The sequence below is a fragment of the Lactococcus protaetiae genome (assembly GCF_006965445.1).
GTDB classification, from domain to species: Bacteria; Bacillota; Bacilli; order Lactobacillales; family Streptococcaceae; genus Lactococcus; species Lactococcus protaetiae.
In genome coordinates, this window is sequence record NZ_CP041356.1 from 73,632 (window position 1) to 92,112 (window position 18,481).

Genomic DNA, 18,481 nt, shown 5'->3' on the forward strand with positions numbered 1-18,481 from the left:
ATGCCACTAAAACTCATAGAGAGTGAGAAATGGAAATGGCAGAGTATTTAATTCCTAAACAGCAGATGTCGGAAGAAGACATCAAGGTGAATTTTATTACGCCTGCTCTTGTGAGCAAGGGCTGGAAAAATGGGACGGATATTCTTTATGAAAAATCTTTCACAGATGGTCGAGTTCAAGTCAATGGAGAGAAATCAAAACGGGAGAAAGCTAAATTTACTGACTATCTGCTTTTCTATACGCTAAATAATCCGATTGCAGTTGTTGAGGCGAAAGATAACGCTCACTCGGTCGGTCATGGTTTGCAGCAAGCGATGGGGTACGGTCAAATTTTAGACGTTCCTTTTGTCTATTCATCAAATGGAGATGCTTTTGTTGAACACGATTTCTTGACAGGAAAAGAGCGGGAAGTAGCACTTGATGAATTTCCTACCAAAGAAGAATTGTGGGAACGTTGGGTCAGAGACGGTAAATTAACCGAGGCAGAGCAAGCGATGAAAAAGCAGAGCTACTACACAGCTCAGGATGCGAACACTCCACGATATTATCAAAGAATTGCCATTAATCGCACGGTTGAGGCAGTCGCAAACGGTCAAGAACGAATCATGTTTGTTCTTGCAACAGGAACAGGAAAGACCTATACTGCTTTTCAAATCATTCATCGTCTTATGCAAGCAGGACTTAAAAAACGAGTGCTTTATTTAGCGGACCGTAAAGTTCTCATAGAACAGCCTTTTAACAAGGATTTCAAACCCTTTGGGAACAGAAAAACCATTATTGATGCAAAATTACTCAATTCGCCAGAGGCGTTTAATTCGTATGAAATTTATTTGGGCTTGTATCAGCAACTTGCAGGAGAAGACGGTACCGAAACTCATTACGAGAAATTCGGTCCAAATTATTTTGACCTAATTGTTATTGACGAGGCTCATCGTGGCTCTGCAAAAGAGGAATCCAACTGGCGAAAAATCCTTGATTATTTTAGTTCTGCAACTCAGATTGGGATGACGGCAACGCCAAAAGAGGATAATGTTACTTCTAATGAAAAATATTTTGGCAAACCAATTTACACCTATAGCCTCAAGCAAGGAATTGATGACGGATTTTTAGCTCCTTATCGTGTTATTCGGGTTAATTTCGATATTGATGTTAATAACTATCGCCCAGAAAAAGGCAAAACCGATAGATATGGCATGATTATTGAAGACCGTCAGTACAATCGTAAAGACTTTGATAAGACGATTGTCATTGATAATCGAACGAAAAAGGTAGCAAAATACGTATCAGATTACCTGAAAAATAGAAATGCTAGATTTGACAAGTCCATTTTCTTCTGTGTCGATATTGAGCACGCTACAAGAATGCGGATTGCATTGGCAAATGAAAATTCAGATTTAATGTTAGAAGAACCTCGCTATGTAATGCAAATGACCAGTGGAGAAAAAGAGGGCATTGAGCAGCTCGAAAACTTTTCAGATCCAAATGAAAAATATCCTGTGCTTGTAACCACATCAAAACTTTTGACGACAGGTGTAGATGCAAAAACCTGTAAAATAATTGTCCTTGATGCTAATATCCAGTCAATGACAGAATTTAAGCAAATCATCGGGCGAGGGACTCGGCTTGATGAGGATAATGGGAAGACTTTCTTTACTATCATTGACTTTAGAAATGTAACCAATAAATTTGCTGACCCAGACTTTGATGGAGACCCTGTGATGATTATTGATGGAGGAGATACGCCACCAAAAGGCGGAGGCAATACTCCAAAACCAACAGAGCCACCCACACCAAAATATTATGTGGACGATAAAGAAGTCAAAGTTGTCAATGCAACCGTTCAAATCATAGATGCGGACGGAAAGTTAATCACAGAAAGTCTGATAGACTATTCCAAGAAAAATGTTTTAGGGCAATATGCAACCTTAAATGACTTTATTCAAGCGTGGTCTGATGCAGATAAGAAATCTGCAATCATTGAGGAGTTAGAAAAGAAAGGTGTTTTTCTTGATGAAATTCGCCTGAGTGAGAAAAATCTCACAGATATTGATGATTTTGATTTGCTCTTGCAGCTCGCTTATGGTCAAAAACCATTGACAAAAGCGGAACGAGTCAATAATGTCAAAAAACGTGGCTATCTCTATCAATATTCAGACGAGGCAAGGGAAGTCCTCGAAATTCTCTTAGACAAGTACAAAGACTCAGGAATTGAAAATATCGAGGATTTATCTGTCTTGAAATTACCAGATTTTGATAAATTCAAAGGTATCACTTATGTCATCAATAATTTTGGTGGCAAACTACAATATCAAAATGCTGTTAGAGAGCTTACACGTGAGCTTTATACGATGACGGCGTAAAAATAGAAAGAAAATATGGCAAGTAATTCATTTGTAAAAAAAATTCAAGACATCATGCGAAATGATGCAGGTGTCAACGGGGATGCACAACGTATTGAGCAAATGAGCTGGATGCTCTTTCTCAAGATTTATGATAGCCGTGAAGAAGTTTGGGAGATTGAGGAGGATGACTATGAGTCTATTCTCCCCGATAAGCTCAAATGGCGAAACTGGGCTCATTCTGAAAAAGGCGAGCAAGTTTTAACAGGCGATTCACTCCTTGAATTTGTCAATAATGAACTGTTCAAAGGACTTAAAGCAGTTGAAATCACACCTGAAATGCCGATTCGCAAGCAAATTGTGAAGTCTGCTTTTGAAGATGCAAATAATTACATGAAAAATGGTACGCTGTTACGACAAGTGCTGAATGTCGTTGATGAAGTTGACTTCAATAATTCAGAAGACCGTCATTTGTTCAACGACATTTACGAGTCCATCTTGAAAGATATTCAATCCGCAGGAAACGCAGGGGAATTTTACACGCCTCGTGCGGTTACGGATTTCATTGCTGAAATTCTTGAACCAAAACTTGGCGAGACGATGGCTGATTTTGCTTGTGGGACAGGTGGTTTCTTGACTTCAACTTTGAAACGTTTGGAGACGCAAAAGAAAACGGTCGAAGATGTTGAAACTTATAACCACTCGGTCTTTGGCATTGAGAAAAAAGCCTTCCCGCATCTTCTCGCCGTCACTAATCTTTTCCTACACGAAATTGATGACCCTAATATCTTACACGGCAACTCACTAGAGCGAAACGTTCGTGACTATAAAGAGAATGAGAAATTTGACATCATCATGATGAATCCACCTTTTGGCGGGTCAGAACTTGCGGTTGTACAAAAGAATTTTCCTACGGAACTTCGCACTTCTGAAACAGCGGATTTATTCATGTCTGTCATCATGTACCGTTTGAAACGTGATGGGCGTGTGGGTGTTATCTTGCCTGATGGTTTCTTGTTTGGCACAGGAACAAAAACAACGCTCAAGAAAAAACTGGTAGAGGAGTTCAATCTTCATACGATTATCCGTCTGCCGCACAGCGTTTTTGCTCCTTATACCAGTATTCACACTAATATTCTGTTCTTTGACAAAAAGAAAAAAACAAAAGAAACTTGGTTTTATCGGTTAGATATGCCAGAGGGTTATAAGAACTTCTCCAAAACCAAGCCGATGAAATCCGAGCATTTCAATCCTGTTCGTGATTGGTGGGAAAATCGAGAAGAAATCATGGAGGGAAATTTCTCTAAAGCTAAGAAATATACGCCTAAAGAGTTGGCTGAACTGGATTACAACTTTGACCAATGTGGCTTTCCACAAGAGGAAGAAGAAATCCTAGAGCCAATGGAGCTGATTAACCAGTATAACACAGAGCGGAAAGAGCTGAATGAAAAGATTGATACGGTTTTAGCTGAAATCATGCAGATGTTGGAGGAAAATGAATGACGAACGAAAATCAACTTCCGCAAGCGACAAATAGTCAGTTTTTGATTTATCAATCAGAAGATGGCAAGCTGAAAATTGACGTCAAATTTGATGGAGATACTGTCTGGCTGACTCAAGACCAACTTGTTCAGCTCTTTCAAAGCAGCAAGGCAAACGTGAGTGAGCACATCAAACATATATTTGAAGATGGCGAGCTGGAGGAAAATTCAGTAGTTCGGAAATTCCGAACTACTGCCTCCGATGGAAAAAAGTACAATAAAAAGTTTTATAATCTCGACATGATTATCTCAGTTGGCTACCGTATCAAGAGCCGTACTGCGACAAAATTTAGGCAGTGGGCGACTGAACATTTGCGAGAATTTATCGTCAAAGGCTTTATGTTGGATGATGAACGCCTAAAAAATCCTGATTTGCCTTTTGATTATTTTGATGAATTGCTGGCTCGTATCCAAGATATTCGGACTTCTGAGAGACGATTCTATCAAAAAATTACGGATATTTATGCGACAAGTATTGACTACGACCCGACGGAGGAGATGAGTATTTTATTCTTCCAGACCGTTCAAAACAAACTGCATTGGGCGATTACTGGGCAAACCGCAGCACAGATTATTCGCTCACGTGCGGATGCTAAAAAGCCAAATATGGGCTTGACCAACTGGCGTGGAGCAACGGTTAGAAAGTCAGATGTTGGCGTTGCGAAGAATTATCTTAATCAAGATGAATTAGGTGCTTTGAACGATATTGTTGAGGCGTATTTAACCTTTGCACAAGCTCAGGCAAATCGCCGCATTCCGATGTATATGAAAGACTGGATTGAGGCATTAGACGGTTTCTTGACCCTCAGTCGGCGTGATGTTTTGATAGGTGCGGGAAAAATCTCACATGACTTAGCAATAGAGCATGCAAACTCAGAGTACGAGAATTTTAAGCAGTTGCGTCTGTCAGAGCAGGATAAATTACCTATTGTATTTGACGAACTGTTAGGAGGTGGCGAGATTGACTCCTGAGCAATTAAAAGCCAGTATCTTGCAGCGAGCAATGGAGGGGAAACTTGTTCCGCAAGACCCAAACGATGAACCAGCGAGTGAGCTGCTAAAACGTATCAAGGCTGAGAAAGAAAAACTCATCAAAGCAGGAAAAATCAAGCGAGATAAGAACGAAACTGAGATTTTTCGTGGTGCTGATGGTTTACATTATGAGAAGTTTGCAGACGGGACGGTTAAAGAAATTGAAGTGCCGTTTGAGATTCCTGAGAGTTGGGAGTGGGTTCGGCTAAGTACAATCTCGTCAAAAATCCATTATGGTTATACTGCCTCAGCAAAAGAAGTTGGGAATGCTAAACTTCTTAGAATAACTGATATTCAAAATAATCAAGTAAACTGGGAGACAGTCCCATATTGCGATATAAGCCTAGATAAACTCCCAAACATGCAATTGGTAGAGAACGATATATTGATTGCTAGGACAGGTGGTACGATTGGAAAAAGCTTTCTGATTCAAAATGTGACTGAAGTAGCTGTTTTTGCCTCTTACTTAATTAGAGTTCAAATGGTCGTCGGAAATGTTTCGGATTTCGTGAAAACATTTATTGAAAGCCCAAATTATTGGGTACAGCTTCAAGAAATGTCAATGGGGACGGGACAGCCCAACGTCAATGCGACAAATTTATCTACCTTGTTGATTCCAGTTGCTCCAATAGCAGAACAAGAAAGAATATTTAGCCGTATTGATGAATTAGAACATAATATCCAGCAATATTCAGATAGCTACCAAGCACTTGAGAAACTCAACAAAGAATTTCCAGAAAAACTGCGTAAATCCACCCTCCAACACGCCATGCAAGGGAAACTTGTTCCACAAGACCCGAATGATGAACCTGTCGAGATTTTACTCGAAAAAATCCGATCCGAAAAGCTGAGACTCTATGAGACAGGCAAGCTCAAGAAGAAAGATTTGCAGGAGACGGTCATCTATAAAGCTGAGGATAACTCATATTATCAGAAGATACAAGAAACCATTGAAAAGATTGAAGTTCCTTATTCAATTCCAACTAACTGGCAATGGCTCAAAATGCAACAGTTAAACGAGCTAATTATGGGTCAAAGTCCTAAAGGTAATGCTGTAACTGAGTTTGAAACAAGCAATTCCATAGAGTTTCATCAAGGGAAAAGTGATTTTACTTCTGATATTCTAGGACGCTCTTCAAAATACACAACTCAAGTTACAAAATTCGTTTCAGCTCCAAGTATTGTAATGTCAGTAAGAGCACCTGTCGGAGATGTAAATTTGCTTAATCATAATATTGTGATTGGTCGTGGTTTAGCAGCAATAACGCCCTATAGACCTATGTCTAGGAATTTTGAATATCTGTATCTCAAAACTCTAAAGCTGGATTTGGAACGAAAGGCAACAGGCTCTACTTTCAAAGCCATAACTGGACAAATTCTTCAAAATACGCTAGTTTTACTACCTCCACTTGAAGAACAAGAACGCATCGTTACACAAGTTGAGAAATTTTATTCTCAAATTGCTCAACTGCCTCGGTAATTCTTCCTTGCTCCGCCATCGGTGGAATAGGAATAAGCAAAGCGTTAATACTTGACGAATTTAAGGTCGTTCCTTTAATCGCATCTTTTGACTCGCCACCATTTGCGATATTCGGCAGAAACTTGAAAAGATAATTTCTAAATATATTTTCCATATCAAAATATGGGAAAATGGAGATGATTGCCTCGTTGTGAGAAGCATCAATCCCAAGAATTGAAACACGCCCAACCGTGAGCTTAAAACTCATGAGCAAAGTACCCCTCGGAGAAACCTTATCTCTAAACAAAGGAATAGCTAAATTAGACAACTTTTCTTTAGTAGCTGTTATCACTCCGTTTTCGGGCATATCTGCGATAGAAACCCAAGGTATATCGAAGCCCCAATATTCTGTGGCAGACCTTGGAGGTGTTTTTCCCAAGTAATAGCTAACCACATCTTTGAAACGACAATATCGCCAAGTATTTGGTAACTCTGAAATATCATTAAGTTTTTCTTCAGAGTTGCCTATCTTCTCATAATATGAGCTGACTGAACAAAAAAACACAGAAATTTCCATAAAATCTCTGTGTTCCCACATTACCAAGTAACGACTTTATCCACAATATCCTGCTGTTCATTCGCTGACTTTCTGAGATAAATTCGAGTGGTTTCAATGCTCTCGTGCCCCATCAAATCAGCAAGCAGGGCAATATCATTGTATTTACTCAAAAAATTCTTCGCAAAAAGATGGCGAAAAGAGTGCGGATATACGACTTTCGGATTGAGCCCATACTTTTCAGCATAGTTTTTGAGTTGTTGAGCGATGCCACGTGTGGTTATCGGCTCATCAAAACGATTAAGAAAGAGGTAGCCCGTCTGCCTCTTTTCGTTTTCAAGCCATTTCAAAGTTTCCGTCCGCAAGCGTTTTGGTATGTAAAGCCGCCTGACTTTCCCACCTTTGGAATAAATGTCAAAATAGCCAATCTCAACATGCTCAACCTTAATTTTGATGAGTTCACTGACTCGTGCTCCCGTCGCTCCCAAATACCAGACAACAAAAGTCCATTTGAGATTACCGTCATTTCGGAGTTTTCGCTTGAGAAAAAGATAATCGGCGTGGCTGATGACATCTTCCAAAAAAGACTTCTGTTGAATTTTGATGAAGTTCAATTTCAGCTTGTCTTTGTGAATAAATTCAAGGTATTTGTTAATTCCTTGAATCCGGAGATTGACCGTTTTTGGTTTGAAATGTTCGAGCAGATAACCTTTGTACTCTAACAAATCTTCAAGTTTCAGCTCATAGTTTTTCAAAAAATAGTTTGTACCGTAAAGATAAGACCTCACGGTGTTTTCAGCAAGCCCTTGCTTTCGCAGGTACAGTTCAAATGGATTCATGGATTTTCTCCTATCTTTGTCCTGATAGGAAATTCCACCGCATGACATTATTTTACCGCTTTTAGGCTGTTGATTTCTTGAGTGAGCATAGAAATACTACGAATAATGCGTTCTTGCTCAGATTTTGGTGGAACTGGAAGTAGAAAATTTGGGATGTCCCTGAGGTTTATTTTATAAGTGTGTGTTCCACCTCCGACTTTTACTTCATCAATCCAATTAGTCCCTACTGGCGAATTTATGACCTCAATAATAAAATCAACAATCGAATTATCAATTAATCGAACAAGCCCCAAACTTACAAAGATGCTATACTCGAAATCTAGCGTATTTTTAAGTGCTTTTCCTAATGTCCCAATCCGACAAAATAATATATCGTCTTTTTGGGGCAATACTCGTTTCTTCAATATTTCGTGTTCAGTCTTGCTAATGTATTTGATACGTTGGAAAGTAAATTTTCCTGAAGATATGTTTTGGACGCTTAAAAATGGTATGCCATTTTCAGTATAAGCAGGTGTTTTGTGAGTACCATCTGTTACAAGCTGTGACAAGTCTCTAAGTTTAATCCACTTCCAATTCTGAGGTATCTCAAACGGAACATCAATTTTTACAGTATTTTCCCCATCTTGCTGATAATATGAGTTATCCTCAGCTTTATAGATGACCGTCTCCTGCAAATCTTTCTTCTTGAGCTTGCCTGTCTCATAGAGTCTCAGCTTTTCGGATCGGATTTTTTCGAGTAAAATCTCGACAGGTTCATCATTCGGGTCTTGTGGAACAAGTTTCCCTTGCATGGCGTATTGGAGGATGGATTTGCGGAGTTTGTCGGGGAAGGTTTTGTTGATGAGTTCTAATTGGTTGTAGTTTTGAGCATAGGTATTTATTTTAGGAAAAAATTGTTCTATTATTTTAACAAGACGTAGTTGTTCATTGATTGGAGGAAGAGCCACAAAATAATCTTTTAACATTGGGACTGTCAGCTGAGGGATACTTGTTCCTTGACCAGTTGGCAATATACAATCAAAAAAATATTTCAGAAATTCTAATCCAATAAATTTTTCATTTGTTTGAATAACAATTAAACGAACGATTGGTACAAACGGGCTATTTCTAATTGACGAATATCCGATAGTACCTCTTCCTGAAATTGTAAGAGATTTTTCCGTTACTCTTGGAGCATCAGTATATCCATATAATCCATCATTTTTGGCACCGTTAGAATATATAGGTATTTGAGTAATAGGTGTTTCATTCTCTGTGCATATTTCCGGTCTATCTCCGCCTGCAAAAATATTTGATACAATTTTTGAAAATCTCACCCACTCCCAACTCTCAGGAATATCAAACGGCACCTCAACCGCTTTAAGTGTCCCGTCTGCAAACTTCTCATAATGTAAATTATCAACTTTTGAGAAAAGCAAAAAAGAATTGATGAAGGCACTACTTGCAAGCATAGTATTTGTAGCCACAAATACAAAGTTTAGAAGAAATTCCCAATCCGTGCTCGATATTTTTTCTAATACTTGAGGAGTTCCACAATCCCCATCTTGAAAAACATAAGGTTTAGATTTTTGATTTTGGACTTTGTAAGCCCGAAATTTTTTCTGCAAGTATTAGAGGTTGTTGAGTTTCAAAATAAGTTATCAAAGAATAAGATCGGGGATTGGGGGGCTACCCCAAAACTTTCAAAAGGTCGTTGAGTCTGCTCAACGGCTTTTTGAAAATTTTGTGTTTGTGGCTACAAATACTATGCTTGCAAAACGGGTGGTTTCAACTTTTTACGAGATGAAATTGAGGACTCTATGACAAATTTGATTATAGATTTTTTGAGAAGCAATAGAATGAAACTCACAAAAAAATCTGGAGCTTTGACACCAAAACAGCTTGCGAACTTCTCGACCAAGCGGTAAAATGGACTTCTAAAAACTTCTCTGTTGTTGTCAAAATTGATTGCGATAACCAAGAGAGAACGATAAAATAAGAGTACAAAAAATCAAAATAAAAATATGGAGGACACTATTTGGAAAAAGAAAAATTGACCAAGCTCTATGGGTCAAAAGAAGAAATCGCCTATATCTTCGGTGTGAATGTCAAAACACTAGGAAATGATTTGACGGCAATGCGACGACTGCCAGAATTTGCAGGGGAAGTCTTGAATGTTGGACATAAACGTGTCAATATCAGGATTAAGGGTTATGAACGCTACTTGCAATACAAAGCTCATGCGAGAGAAATTTGACGGGGCTGCCCTTGGAGGAGGCGAGACGCACTGTGCGACGGCTTTAGCCACAAGTCGCCTGTGTGGCTTGCCCCAAGGGCTGCGGGCGAGCTTGCTCGTTCGCTGCCCCTTACACCCCAAGTGTTAAACAAGGGGTGTTACTTGTACACAAGTCCAACCAGCGGCTCAACCACGGGAAATAGTCAGTACACAGGGGTATTTCGGGGGTTGCGGGGGTTGCGGGAACTGAACGGCAAAACAGGTACTTAATCATTCCCAATAAGTCCTAAATCATCACGGTAGAAAATAAGGTTAAAGGAGGGTCTTACGGCAGTAATCACGGCGAAAGAATGGTATAATAGAGGTGTTCTAAACGCTCCTATTCGTGAAAAATCGAAAGGAGAGCAATGGCTACAAAAAATGGGTTGAGGATTTACCCTGAAAAATCCACAGGAAAGTCGAAATATCGGGTCGTGATGGACTATTATCATCCGCAGGAGGAACGCTGGAAGCAGGTCACTTGTGGGACGGACAGCACGACGAAGAAAAGTTTGGAGGGAATTAAAAATAAGTTGTCGCTCAAGGTTGAGAAGATTTTGGGCGAGAGTGGAAAAAGTAAGACAGGATTGACAGTCGCTGAGGCGATGGCGGAATGGCTGGCAACTCGAAAAGGTGCTGTTGCAGACGGGACACACGTCGAGGATTTACACGTTGTACGCCCTTTCGTGGCTCAGTTTGGGCGTTGGAAAGTTTCCAAAGTCGAAAAAGACCATGTGAAAGATTATCTACTGGCTTTGTCCATCGCTCCTGCATCAATGAAGAACTATCGCAGTCGGCTCAATCTGTTCTTTGAGTTTTGTGAGGACGAAGGTTATATCAAGGAAAGCCCGGTGTATCGCCTGCGGATGCCCAAGCACATGGAAACGCTTGAGGAAAAGAAAAAGCGGGAAGATAAGAATTTCACGGTTGACGAGATGCGAATGCTGCTTACAGCGATGGAAACACGGGCGGATTTAGCTCGGACAGAGGAAACACGGCAGAATAATTGGCGGAAACGTTACTTTATGGAGTTTCAGTTCTTGATGGGTGACCGCATTTCTGAATCCGTAGGACTGCGAGGGCAGGACATTGATTTTGATAAAGGGGTGCTGCATTTGCGAACGCAACTTGATGTCGTAAATTCGAGGTCAGGCAGTCCCAAATTGAAAACCTTGAAGACAAAACATTCGGAGCGAGACATTCTCCTGAAACGACGGGAGTTGGAAATCATTCACTGGTTTATCGAGCGAAATGACGAGGATGCAGAATTTATCTTTTTATCTGAAAAAGGTGCTTTGATGAAAGGGACTGTGATTAACACTTACCTGAAACGATTTTGCGATGTGCTCCCTTACAAGCTGAAATCATCCTTTGTCTCACACGCTCTGCGGCATGGCAATGTGATGTTGCAAAAAGAGCTGGGGATTGACGAGCAAGTCATTGTCCAACGTGGTGGCTGGTCGGATACGCAGATGATTAGTCGGGTTTACGGACGTCATGTAACGCCCGTCCTGCTTGAGCGGGCAGACCTTGCCTTGAAAGATTTCTCTCTCCAAAATTCACGAAATATTCACGAAAAAACGGATGAGATTTGGGATTTACGGAGGAGCAAACGAACGGGCTGAAATACTGAGGGCTTTGAGTGGAGGGGCTTTGAGGTCATTGGAGAAATATGACCACTCGGGGCGAGTTTTCTGATATAATAGTCTCTATGGAAATGGACAAAATCTACAACGAGCCGTGGAAAATCCGCGACATCGAGATAAAAAATAAAATCGTACTTGCCCCAATGGCAGGAATTAATAACAAAGCTTTTCTCAAAACAGCAAAAGAATTTGGCGCAGGACTTGTCGTCACAGAGATGATTTCTGACAAAGGCATTGAACACCGCAACAAAAAAACACTCGAAATGATGGACTTCGAGGGCGTGCCACACCCTCTCTCCATGCAAATCTTTGGCGGTGAAATCGACACGCTCGTTGAAGCCGCAAAGTTCGTTGAAGCCAACACTGTCGCAGACATTATTGACATCAACATGGGCTGCCCTGTCCCCAAAGTCACAAAAAATGAAGCAGGCTCTAGGCTTCTGCTTGACCCCGACAAAGTATATGACGTTGTCAAAGCTGTCAGCTCTGCCATTTCAAAGCCGCTCACGGTCAAAATCCGTATCGGCTGGGACAATGACCACCTCTTTGCTGTTGAAAATGCCAAGGCGATTGAAGCAGGTGGCGCTTCCGCAGTTGCCATGCATGCGAGAACCAAGGCTCAAGCCTACACTGGCAATGCCCAAGAAAATTGGCATTGGCTCAAAACATTAACCGAAAATGTCAATATTCCAGTCATCGGAAACGGCGATGTCCACTCACCCGAAGACGCCAAACGTATGATTGACGAAACAGGCGTAACCGCTGTGATGATGGGACGTGCTGCGCTCGGAAATCCCTGGGTACTTCATCGTACAGAGCATTACCTTCGCACAGGAGAGCTGCTCCCTGAGCCAAGCGTAGAAGAAAAAATGGAAATCGCCAAGCTCCACCTCGCCCGCCTCGTCGAACTAAAAGGAGACAATCTCGCCTCACGCGAATTCCGCCAACACGCCGCCTACTACCTCAAAGGCGCACCACGTGCCGCCAAAGTAAAAGTCGCCGTCAATCAAGCCGAATCCCAAGAAGAGATTATTCAAATCCTTGACGCTTTTGCTAATCACGTAAAATGAAGTCAAGATTTATTCAGTGGGAGTTTCCTAAAACATTTGTCCATTTTCTCTAGCCGCTGAAGCGGCTGATAAAAGGGCAACTCTAACTGAATTTAGGGTAGTAATAACTAAGCGACCTGTACGATATGAGTTCACACCTCCGCTTCACTTCGTTATCCATTCGCTCTATCTCCGCTTTGCTGCGCTGTCGATTTCACTAAGCCACTAGGTGTAACAACTAGCATATCCGTTGCTGCTTTAGCGCAAACGGCTATCCTATAAAGTGGCAAGTTCAAATCGCAATTGACTAAAGTCGCAAGGCGAAGTGGTCTTGTCCAAGAAGCCTAGGCGCTAAAAGCGCCAACGCCCTATGGCAGTCAGACGAAATTCAAAGTTAGCACGCACTTATTTCGATAAAATAGAGATGAATCTGGAAATTTCCAGATTTTTTGTTTATAATAGAGCTAGAAATGTTTATACAATTCCAAAAAAAGAAAGGGTTTTCTCATGCGTACAACTAGAGCTACCGAAGAAATCGAAAAAGCCGTTATTCATTTGAAAAAAGCAAAGCGTGAAATTAGCAATTATACCTTTGATTACAATATGCAAAACTTAATTCAATTGGATAAGACGATTAAACAGCTAGAAGCGATTAAAACAGGGGTCAATGCTGATAGTTTCCAAGTTGAAGGAGTCAAATCTGTGGGACAACTCGAAGCTGATCGTCTTTCAAGATAAATATCATAATAAAAAATAGCTCTTATGAGCTATTTTTTATTAATCTTTTTCACCTCTTTAAATCTACTGCGTGGGTAGGTAAAATCTCCAATAACCTCATGCACATTGATAATTGAAGTAAAAGCATTAGGATCAATAATAGATAAAATCTGTTTCACCTCTTGAATCTCACCTGGGTTCAAAACGACATACAGAATTTCTTTTGAATGTCCAGAGTAAGCTCCCTCACCGTGAAGATAAGTCGCTCCACGACCTGTTTCTTCAATAATCGCCTTTGCCATCTCCCGATGTTTACTCGTTATAATCAACATTCCACGAACCGTATAACCACCACTTTGCACAACATTAAGCACTTGCGCAGCAACAAAACTCGCAATCAAAGTATACATCATATGATTCAGATTAATATAACTAAGTGATAAAAGCATGACGCAAGCATCAAAAGCAAAAAATGTTTTTCCGACTGCAACACCACGCTTAATCTGAAGCAACTTCGCCACAATATCAGCACCACCAGTCGTCCCACCAAATCGGAAAACAAAACCGATTCCAATACCAGCAAATACCCCGCTAATAGCGCCGCAATCAGATTATCATGACCAACATTAACTGAAAAATCAACCCGTTGGAAAATCCACATCCAAATTGAAAGACTCAAAATTCCCCAAATCGTATAAATAAAAGTTCGACGTCCCAAAAAGCGATAACCAATAATTAAAAGCGGAATATTTAAAATCAACTGTGTATAAGAAGGATCAATATGAAACAAGGCATGTCCAATCAGCGAAAGACCAGCCACTCCACCCTCGGCAAGATGATTTGCCATATTGAACTCAACAAACCCAAAAGCATAAATTGCTGTTCCCAATGCAATTGCAACAATATGCAAGAAATGTACTCTTGCTAAATTTTTCATATAAATCCCCCAAAAATTTCACAAAATATCCTTGCCAAAAGGGCAAGGTCTTTATCACTATTGTACTTAAAATTTGGAATTTGGTCAAACTTTGAAATTGTCTATACTAATATTTTTTATCTTCCCATGAAACCCCTGTTATTATTGACTCAATCACCACTCATCGAAGCCCATTAAAACAAAAAAATCCAAAGAAATTTTACTTCTTTGGGATTTTTTATTTAACACGATAGAGATTCCTTAATGCCAAAATTAACATCCCTATCTATCACTTCTTTGACTTTTTAATTTCTTTAAATCTCCCTCGTTTAGGAGCGAAATCTCCAATCACTTCATGCACATTAATAATTGAAGTAAAAGCATTAGGGTCAACAATAGATAATACCTCTTTTACTTCCTGAATTTCCCCTGGATTTAGGACAACATATAAAACTTCTTTTGAATTTCCTGAATATGCCCCCTCACCATGAAGATAGGTTGCACTACGCCCAATTTCCTCAATGATTGCCTTTGCTACTTCGGCATGTTTATTAGTAATAATCAACATACCACGAACCGTATATCCACCGCTTTGAATGACATTGACTACTTGCATCGCAAGAAAACTCGCAATTAACGTGTACATCATCTGTTGAAGATTAATATAACTCAGCGAAAGAGCCAAAACAGCGGAATCAAACATAAAAAGTATTCTCCCAACAGGAACACCTTTTTTAATCTGGAATAATTTTGCAATAATATCCGCCCCTCCAGTAGTTCCACCAAATCGAAAAACAATTCCAATCCCTGTACCGGCAAAGACACCAGCCAATAACGCTGCAATCAGATTATCGTGGTCAATATTGATGGAAAAATCTACTCGCTGAAAGATCCAAATCCAGATAGCTAAACTTAAAATTCCCCATATCGTGTAAATAAAAGTCCGACGTCCCAAAAATTGATAGCCTAAAATCAAAAGCGGGATATTCAAAATAAGCTGTGTATAAGATGGATCAATATGCAAAAGTGCATATCCAATCAAAGAAATCCCTGCAATTCCTCCTTGTGCAAGATGATTAGCCATATTAAACGCTACAAACCCAAATGCGTAAATCCCTGTACCCAGAGTAATGGCAAGAAGATATAAAAAATGTACTCTTGCTAAATCCCTCATGTAATTCCTCCTCTAATATATAACAAAGCTTATTATAAAAAATTTTCTTAAGCCCTCACTTTGACCTCTAATAAAATCAGGTGTTTTCACCTTATTTCCTTATCTCACTATATTTTGAGATTAATCTCACAAATCTTTTGATGACATTTTTTTCATTAAAAAAAAGATATAAGAAGGGGAGAAAGCTCAGATTCAGACTTTCTCCCTTCCTTTATTTGTTTAGTTATTAATCACTGACCTCAGTAAAGTTTCCTAATACCCGAACATTTTCCGAGATTGAAACAAAAGCCTTTGGATCATACCTTCCAATGATAGATTTGAAATCTTGATATTCATACATCGTAATCACAGTTAATAATACTGTCCGTTTTTCATGGGTATACCCTCCCTCAGTATTATTCAAAATCGTCACACCATGATTGAAGCGCTCAAAGAGCTTATGCATGAGCAAATCAGGATTCTGCGTAACTATCATCACTTGCAATCGTTTTTGTCGTGTAAAAATCGCATCTTGGACACGCGAACTGACAAATATAGCAATGATAGAATAAAGCATATATTCCCAACCAAACAAGATACCCGCCACAAAGACAACAATACCATTAACGATAAAAGACAAAGTTCCTACCGTACGCCCTGTTTTTTTTCGAACATAAAGACTAACGATATCCGTTCCTCCGCTTGAAATACCAGCTTTCATCGCATTCCCTACTCCAAATCCCATGATAGCACCACCAAAAACAGCATTGATGACTGGGTCATTTGTTAACGAGGTCACTGGTATAAAATGGATAAACACAGAGCTCATAAAAACTGTAATCAAAGTATAAACAGTAAATTGTTTCCCAATTCCTCGCCATGCGAGCATAATTAACGGTACATTTACAAGAAAGAGCGTTACAGAAATAGGTAGAATATCATGTCCAACCAATCGAGTAACTAACTCAGATACAACCTGAGCCACCCCTGTGGCACCAGAAGCATAGACATGTCCAGGCTGGTAGAAAAAGTTTAATGCGAATGAAGAAAATACTCCATACACTACTGCCGCAGAAAACTTATTGACTAATTTTTCCAGTCCAATTGACTTTAAGACTTTAATTATTGTTTGCAAGTTTAATACTCAATTCTTCCAGTTGTTTTTCTGCAACCACACTTGGTGCTTGCGTCATCGGATCGGTTGCTTTATTATTTTTAGGGAAGGCAATGACCTCACGAATATTGTCTTTACCAGCTAATAGCATGACAAAACGGTCAAGACCAAGCGCTAAACCACCATGTGGAGGGAATCCATAGTCTAATGCTTCAAGTAAGAAACCAAATTGTTCATTTGCATCTGCTAAATTAAAACCAAGCGCTTTGAGCATTTCTTCTTGAAGCTCGCGCGTATTAATACGCAATGAGCCACCACCAAGCTCATAGCCATTAAGTACAATGTCATAAGCATGAGCCCGTACTTTGCTTAGCTCTGAGTCTTTGCTGTGACCATCAGCTGATAAAAATGTTTGTGTTTCTTTGGTTGGTAATGTAAATGGATGATGAGCAGACATATAGCGTTCTTCCTCTTCTGACCATTCAAACATCGGCCAATCAATAACCCACAAGAAGTTAAATTTTCGGAAATCTATCAAGCCTTGTTGCTTTCCAACAGTAAGTCGAAGCGCTCCCAATGCTGCATTTGCAACTTCAAGTGTATCAGCCACAAAGAGAACCAGATCATTATTTTCAAGTTGGAGTTCCGTTTGAAATTCTGCTGTCTTATCGGCTAGAAATTTCGCAACAGAACCTGCTAATTCATCATTTTCAAATTTAACCCAAGCTAGACCTTTTGCACCATTTTGCTTTGCTTGCTCTGTAAGCTTATCAATCGCTTTACGTGAATATTTATCTGCTGCATTTTTTACAACAATCGCTTTGACTGCTTGTGCTTCAGCGAAAACTTTGAAATCTACAGTGTGTGCAAGTTCAGTCAAGTCTTGAAGTAAAAGTTCAAAACGTGTATCTGGTTTATCTGAACCATAGAAGTTCATGGCATCATCATATTTCATTCGTGGAAAAGGTAACGTTACATCAACCTCTTTCACTTCTTTCATGACTTTGGCAATCAATCCTTCCGTAAGTTCTTGGATTTCTTCCTCTGATAAAAATGATGTTTCTAAATCGACCTGAGTAAATTCTGGTTGACGATCGCCACGCAAATCTTCATCACGAAAACATTTGACAATTTGATAGTAGCGGTCAAGTCCAGCTGTCATAAGCAATTGTTTCATGAGTTGTGGAGATTGTGGTAGCGCGTAAAATTCTCCCTTATTCACACGACTTGGCACTAAATAGTCACGTGCCCCTTCTGGTGTAGATTTATTAAGGAAAGGTGTTTCAACATCAATAAACCCTTCGCCATCAAGGTAAGAGCGAATTGCTCGTGTTGTTGCATGGCGCATTGTGATATTTGCCAACATTTCTGGACGACGTAAATCGAGATAACGGTATTTCAAGCGTGTATCATCAAGAACTTCAACACCATCTTTGATTTCAAAAGGTGTTGTTTTTGACGCTGAAAGGATTTCAATTGTTGTTGCTTCAATCTCAATCCCTCCTGTTTTGATTTTCTCATTTTTACTAGCGCGTTCAACGACTTTACCTGTAACCTCAAGAACGAATTCATTCCGTACTTTGTCCGCAGCTTGTGCAACTTCAGGATGTGCTGTTTCTGGATTAATTACAATTTGGACGATTCCTTCGCGGTCGCGTAAATCAATGAAAATCAGACCTCCAAGATTACGGCGTTTTGCTACCCACCCTTTAACGGTAACTTCTTGATTCAAATATTCTTCTGTGATATTTCCTGCGTAATTCGTACGTTTCATAATAAGATATTAATTTTCCTATCTAACCCTGAAAAAGTAACAACACTTTATTCTCATCAGGTTCTAGGAAAATTCTCTTCCTTCTTTCTGGT

14 protein-coding genes and 1 pseudogene are annotated in these 18,481 nt (G+C 39.8%); 8 read left to right on the plus strand and 7 right to left on the minus strand.

What is annotated here, in order from left to right; genetic code table 11:
• Positions 1–35 precede the first annotated feature (35 nt).
• The 4 genes from hsdR to FLP15_RS00370 are packed head-to-tail and all read left to right on the plus strand — an operon-like array spanning position 36 to position 6,392.
• On the plus strand, positions 36–2,360 hold the full coding sequence (gene hsdR, locus FLP15_RS00355) for an EcoAI/FtnUII family type I restriction enzme subunit R (protein WP_142765566.1): 2,325 nt from the start codon (positions 36–38) through the stop codon (positions 2,358–2,360).
• Between the two features lie 15 nt (positions 2,361–2,375).
• Positions 2,376–3,842, plus strand: coding sequence for a class I SAM-dependent DNA methyltransferase (locus FLP15_RS00360; RefSeq protein WP_142765567.1), 1,467 nt, complete (start codon positions 2,376–2,378; stop codon positions 3,840–3,842).
• Complete coding sequence (locus tag FLP15_RS00365; RefSeq protein WP_142765568.1) at positions 3,839–4,852, plus strand: virulence RhuM family protein; 1,014 nt, start codon at positions 3,839–3,841, stop codon at positions 4,850–4,852. The genes FLP15_RS00360 and FLP15_RS00365 overlap by 4 nt, the downstream gene beginning before the upstream one ends.
• Positions 4,842–6,392, plus strand: coding sequence for a restriction endonuclease subunit S (locus FLP15_RS00370; protein ID WP_142765569.1), 1,551 nt, complete (start codon positions 4,842–4,844; stop codon positions 6,390–6,392). Before FLP15_RS00365 ends, FLP15_RS00370 begins: the two co-directional genes overlap by 11 nt.
• Here FLP15_RS00370 and FLP15_RS00375 read toward each other — a convergent pair.
• The 3 genes from FLP15_RS00375 to FLP15_RS00385 are packed head-to-tail and all read right to left on the minus strand — an operon-like array spanning position 6,343 to position 9,232.
• Positions 6,343–6,969 carry a restriction endonuclease subunit S gene (locus tag FLP15_RS00375; protein ID WP_142765570.1) on the minus strand — a complete coding sequence of 209 codons (627 nt, stop codon included), beginning with the start codon at positions 6,967–6,969 and terminating at the stop codon, positions 6,343–6,345. The genes FLP15_RS00370 and FLP15_RS00375 overlap by 50 nt on opposite strands.
• The gene (locus tag FLP15_RS00380) at positions 6,969–7,766 is read right to left on the minus strand and encodes a tyrosine-type recombinase/integrase (RefSeq protein ID WP_142765571.1); all 798 of its coding nucleotides are present in this window, start codon (positions 7,764–7,766) and stop codon (positions 6,969–6,971) included. The genes FLP15_RS00375 and FLP15_RS00380 overlap by 1 nt, the downstream gene beginning before the upstream one ends.
• A gap of 47 nt (positions 7,767–7,813) precedes the next feature.
• Positions 7,814–9,232, minus strand: coding sequence for a restriction endonuclease subunit S (locus tag FLP15_RS00385; protein WP_223804668.1), 1,419 nt, complete (start codon positions 9,230–9,232; stop codon positions 7,814–7,816).
• A gap of 551 nt (positions 9,233–9,783) precedes the next feature.
• Between FLP15_RS00385 and FLP15_RS00390 the strand changes: the two genes are divergently transcribed.
• The 4 genes from FLP15_RS00390 (at position 9,784) to FLP15_RS00405 (ending at position 13,453) form a co-directional block, all read left to right on the plus strand.
• Positions 9,784–10,002 carry a DNA-binding protein gene (locus tag FLP15_RS00390; protein WP_223804669.1) on the plus strand — a complete coding sequence of 73 codons (219 nt, stop codon included), beginning with the start codon at positions 9,784–9,786 and terminating at the stop codon, positions 10,000–10,002.
• A 386-nt stretch (positions 10,003–10,388) separates the two neighbouring features.
• Entirely contained in the window at positions 10,389–11,645 is a 1,257-nt protein-coding gene (locus tag FLP15_RS00395) for a tyrosine-type recombinase/integrase (RefSeq protein ID WP_142765573.1), read from the plus strand.
• Between the two features lie 86 nt (positions 11,646–11,731).
• Positions 11,732–12,736 carry a tRNA dihydrouridine synthase DusB gene (gene dusB, locus FLP15_RS00400; protein WP_142765574.1) on the plus strand — a complete coding sequence of 335 codons (1,005 nt, stop codon included), beginning with the start codon at positions 11,732–11,734 and terminating at the stop codon, positions 12,734–12,736.
• Positions 12,737–13,222: 486 nt separating this feature from the next.
• Complete coding sequence (locus FLP15_RS00405) at positions 13,223–13,453, plus strand: hypothetical protein (protein WP_120772379.1); 231 nt, start codon at positions 13,223–13,225, stop codon at positions 13,451–13,453.
• Positions 13,454–13,482: 29 nt separating this feature from the next.
• Here the strand turns inward: FLP15_RS00405 and FLP15_RS00410 are convergent.
• The 4 genes and pseudogenes from FLP15_RS00410 to aspS all read right to left on the minus strand — a co-directional run bounded on the left by FLP15_RS00410 (position 13,483) and on the right by aspS (position 18,389).
• Positions 13,483–14,369 (minus strand): annotated as a pseudogene (locus FLP15_RS00410) (YitT family protein).
• 268 nt (positions 14,370–14,637) lie between these two features.
• The gene (locus tag FLP15_RS00415) at positions 14,638–15,522 is read right to left on the minus strand and encodes a YitT family protein (protein WP_142765575.1); all 885 of its coding nucleotides are present in this window, start codon (positions 15,520–15,522) and stop codon (positions 14,638–14,640) included.
• A 226-nt stretch (positions 15,523–15,748) separates the two neighbouring features.
• A complete protein-coding gene (locus FLP15_RS00420) occupies positions 15,749–16,636 on the minus strand; it encodes a YitT family protein (protein ID WP_162930859.1) in 888 nt (295 codons plus the stop codon).
• Positions 16,620–18,389 (minus strand): aspartate--tRNA ligase, encoded by a 1,770-nt coding sequence (aspS, locus tag FLP15_RS00425; RefSeq protein ID WP_142765576.1) that lies wholly within the window; start codon positions 18,387–18,389, stop codon positions 16,620–16,622. Before aspS ends, FLP15_RS00420 begins: the two co-directional genes overlap by 17 nt.
• Positions 18,390–18,481: the final 92 nt, after the last annotated feature.

Excerpts from the sequence above, each read along its gene's own strand:
- FLP15_RS00395 (WP_142765573.1), top strand. The coding sequence starts at position 10,389 with ATGGCTACAAAAAATGGGTTGAGGATTTACCCTGAAAAATCCACAGGA.
- FLP15_RS00365 (WP_142765568.1), top strand. The coding sequence starts at position 3,839 with ATGACGAACGAAAATCAACTTCCGCAAGCGACAAATAGTCAGTTTTTG.
- aspS (WP_142765576.1), bottom strand. The coding sequence starts at position 18,389 with ATGAAACGTACGAATTACGCAGGAAATATCACAGAAGAATATTTGAAT.
- dusB (WP_142765574.1), top strand. The coding sequence starts at position 11,732 with ATGGAAATGGACAAAATCTACAACGAGCCGTGGAAAATCCGCGACATC.
- FLP15_RS00375 (WP_142765570.1), bottom strand. The coding sequence starts at position 6,969 with ATGTGGGAACACAGAGATTTTATGGAAATTTCTGTGTTTTTTTGTTCA.
- FLP15_RS00405 (WP_120772379.1), top strand. The coding sequence starts at position 13,223 with ATGCGTACAACTAGAGCTACCGAAGAAATCGAAAAAGCCGTTATTCAT.
- FLP15_RS00380 (WP_142765571.1), bottom strand. The coding sequence starts at position 7,766 with ATGAATCCATTTGAACTGTACCTGCGAAAGCAAGGGCTTGCTGAAAAC.
- FLP15_RS00360 (WP_142765567.1), top strand. The coding sequence starts at position 2,376 with ATGGCAAGTAATTCATTTGTAAAAAAAATTCAAGACATCATGCGAAAT.
- FLP15_RS00415 (WP_142765575.1), bottom strand. The coding sequence starts at position 15,522 with ATGAGGGATTTAGCAAGAGTACATTTTTTATATCTTCTTGCCATTACT.
- hsdR (WP_142765566.1), top strand. The coding sequence starts at position 36 with ATGGCAGAGTATTTAATTCCTAAACAGCAGATGTCGGAAGAAGACATC.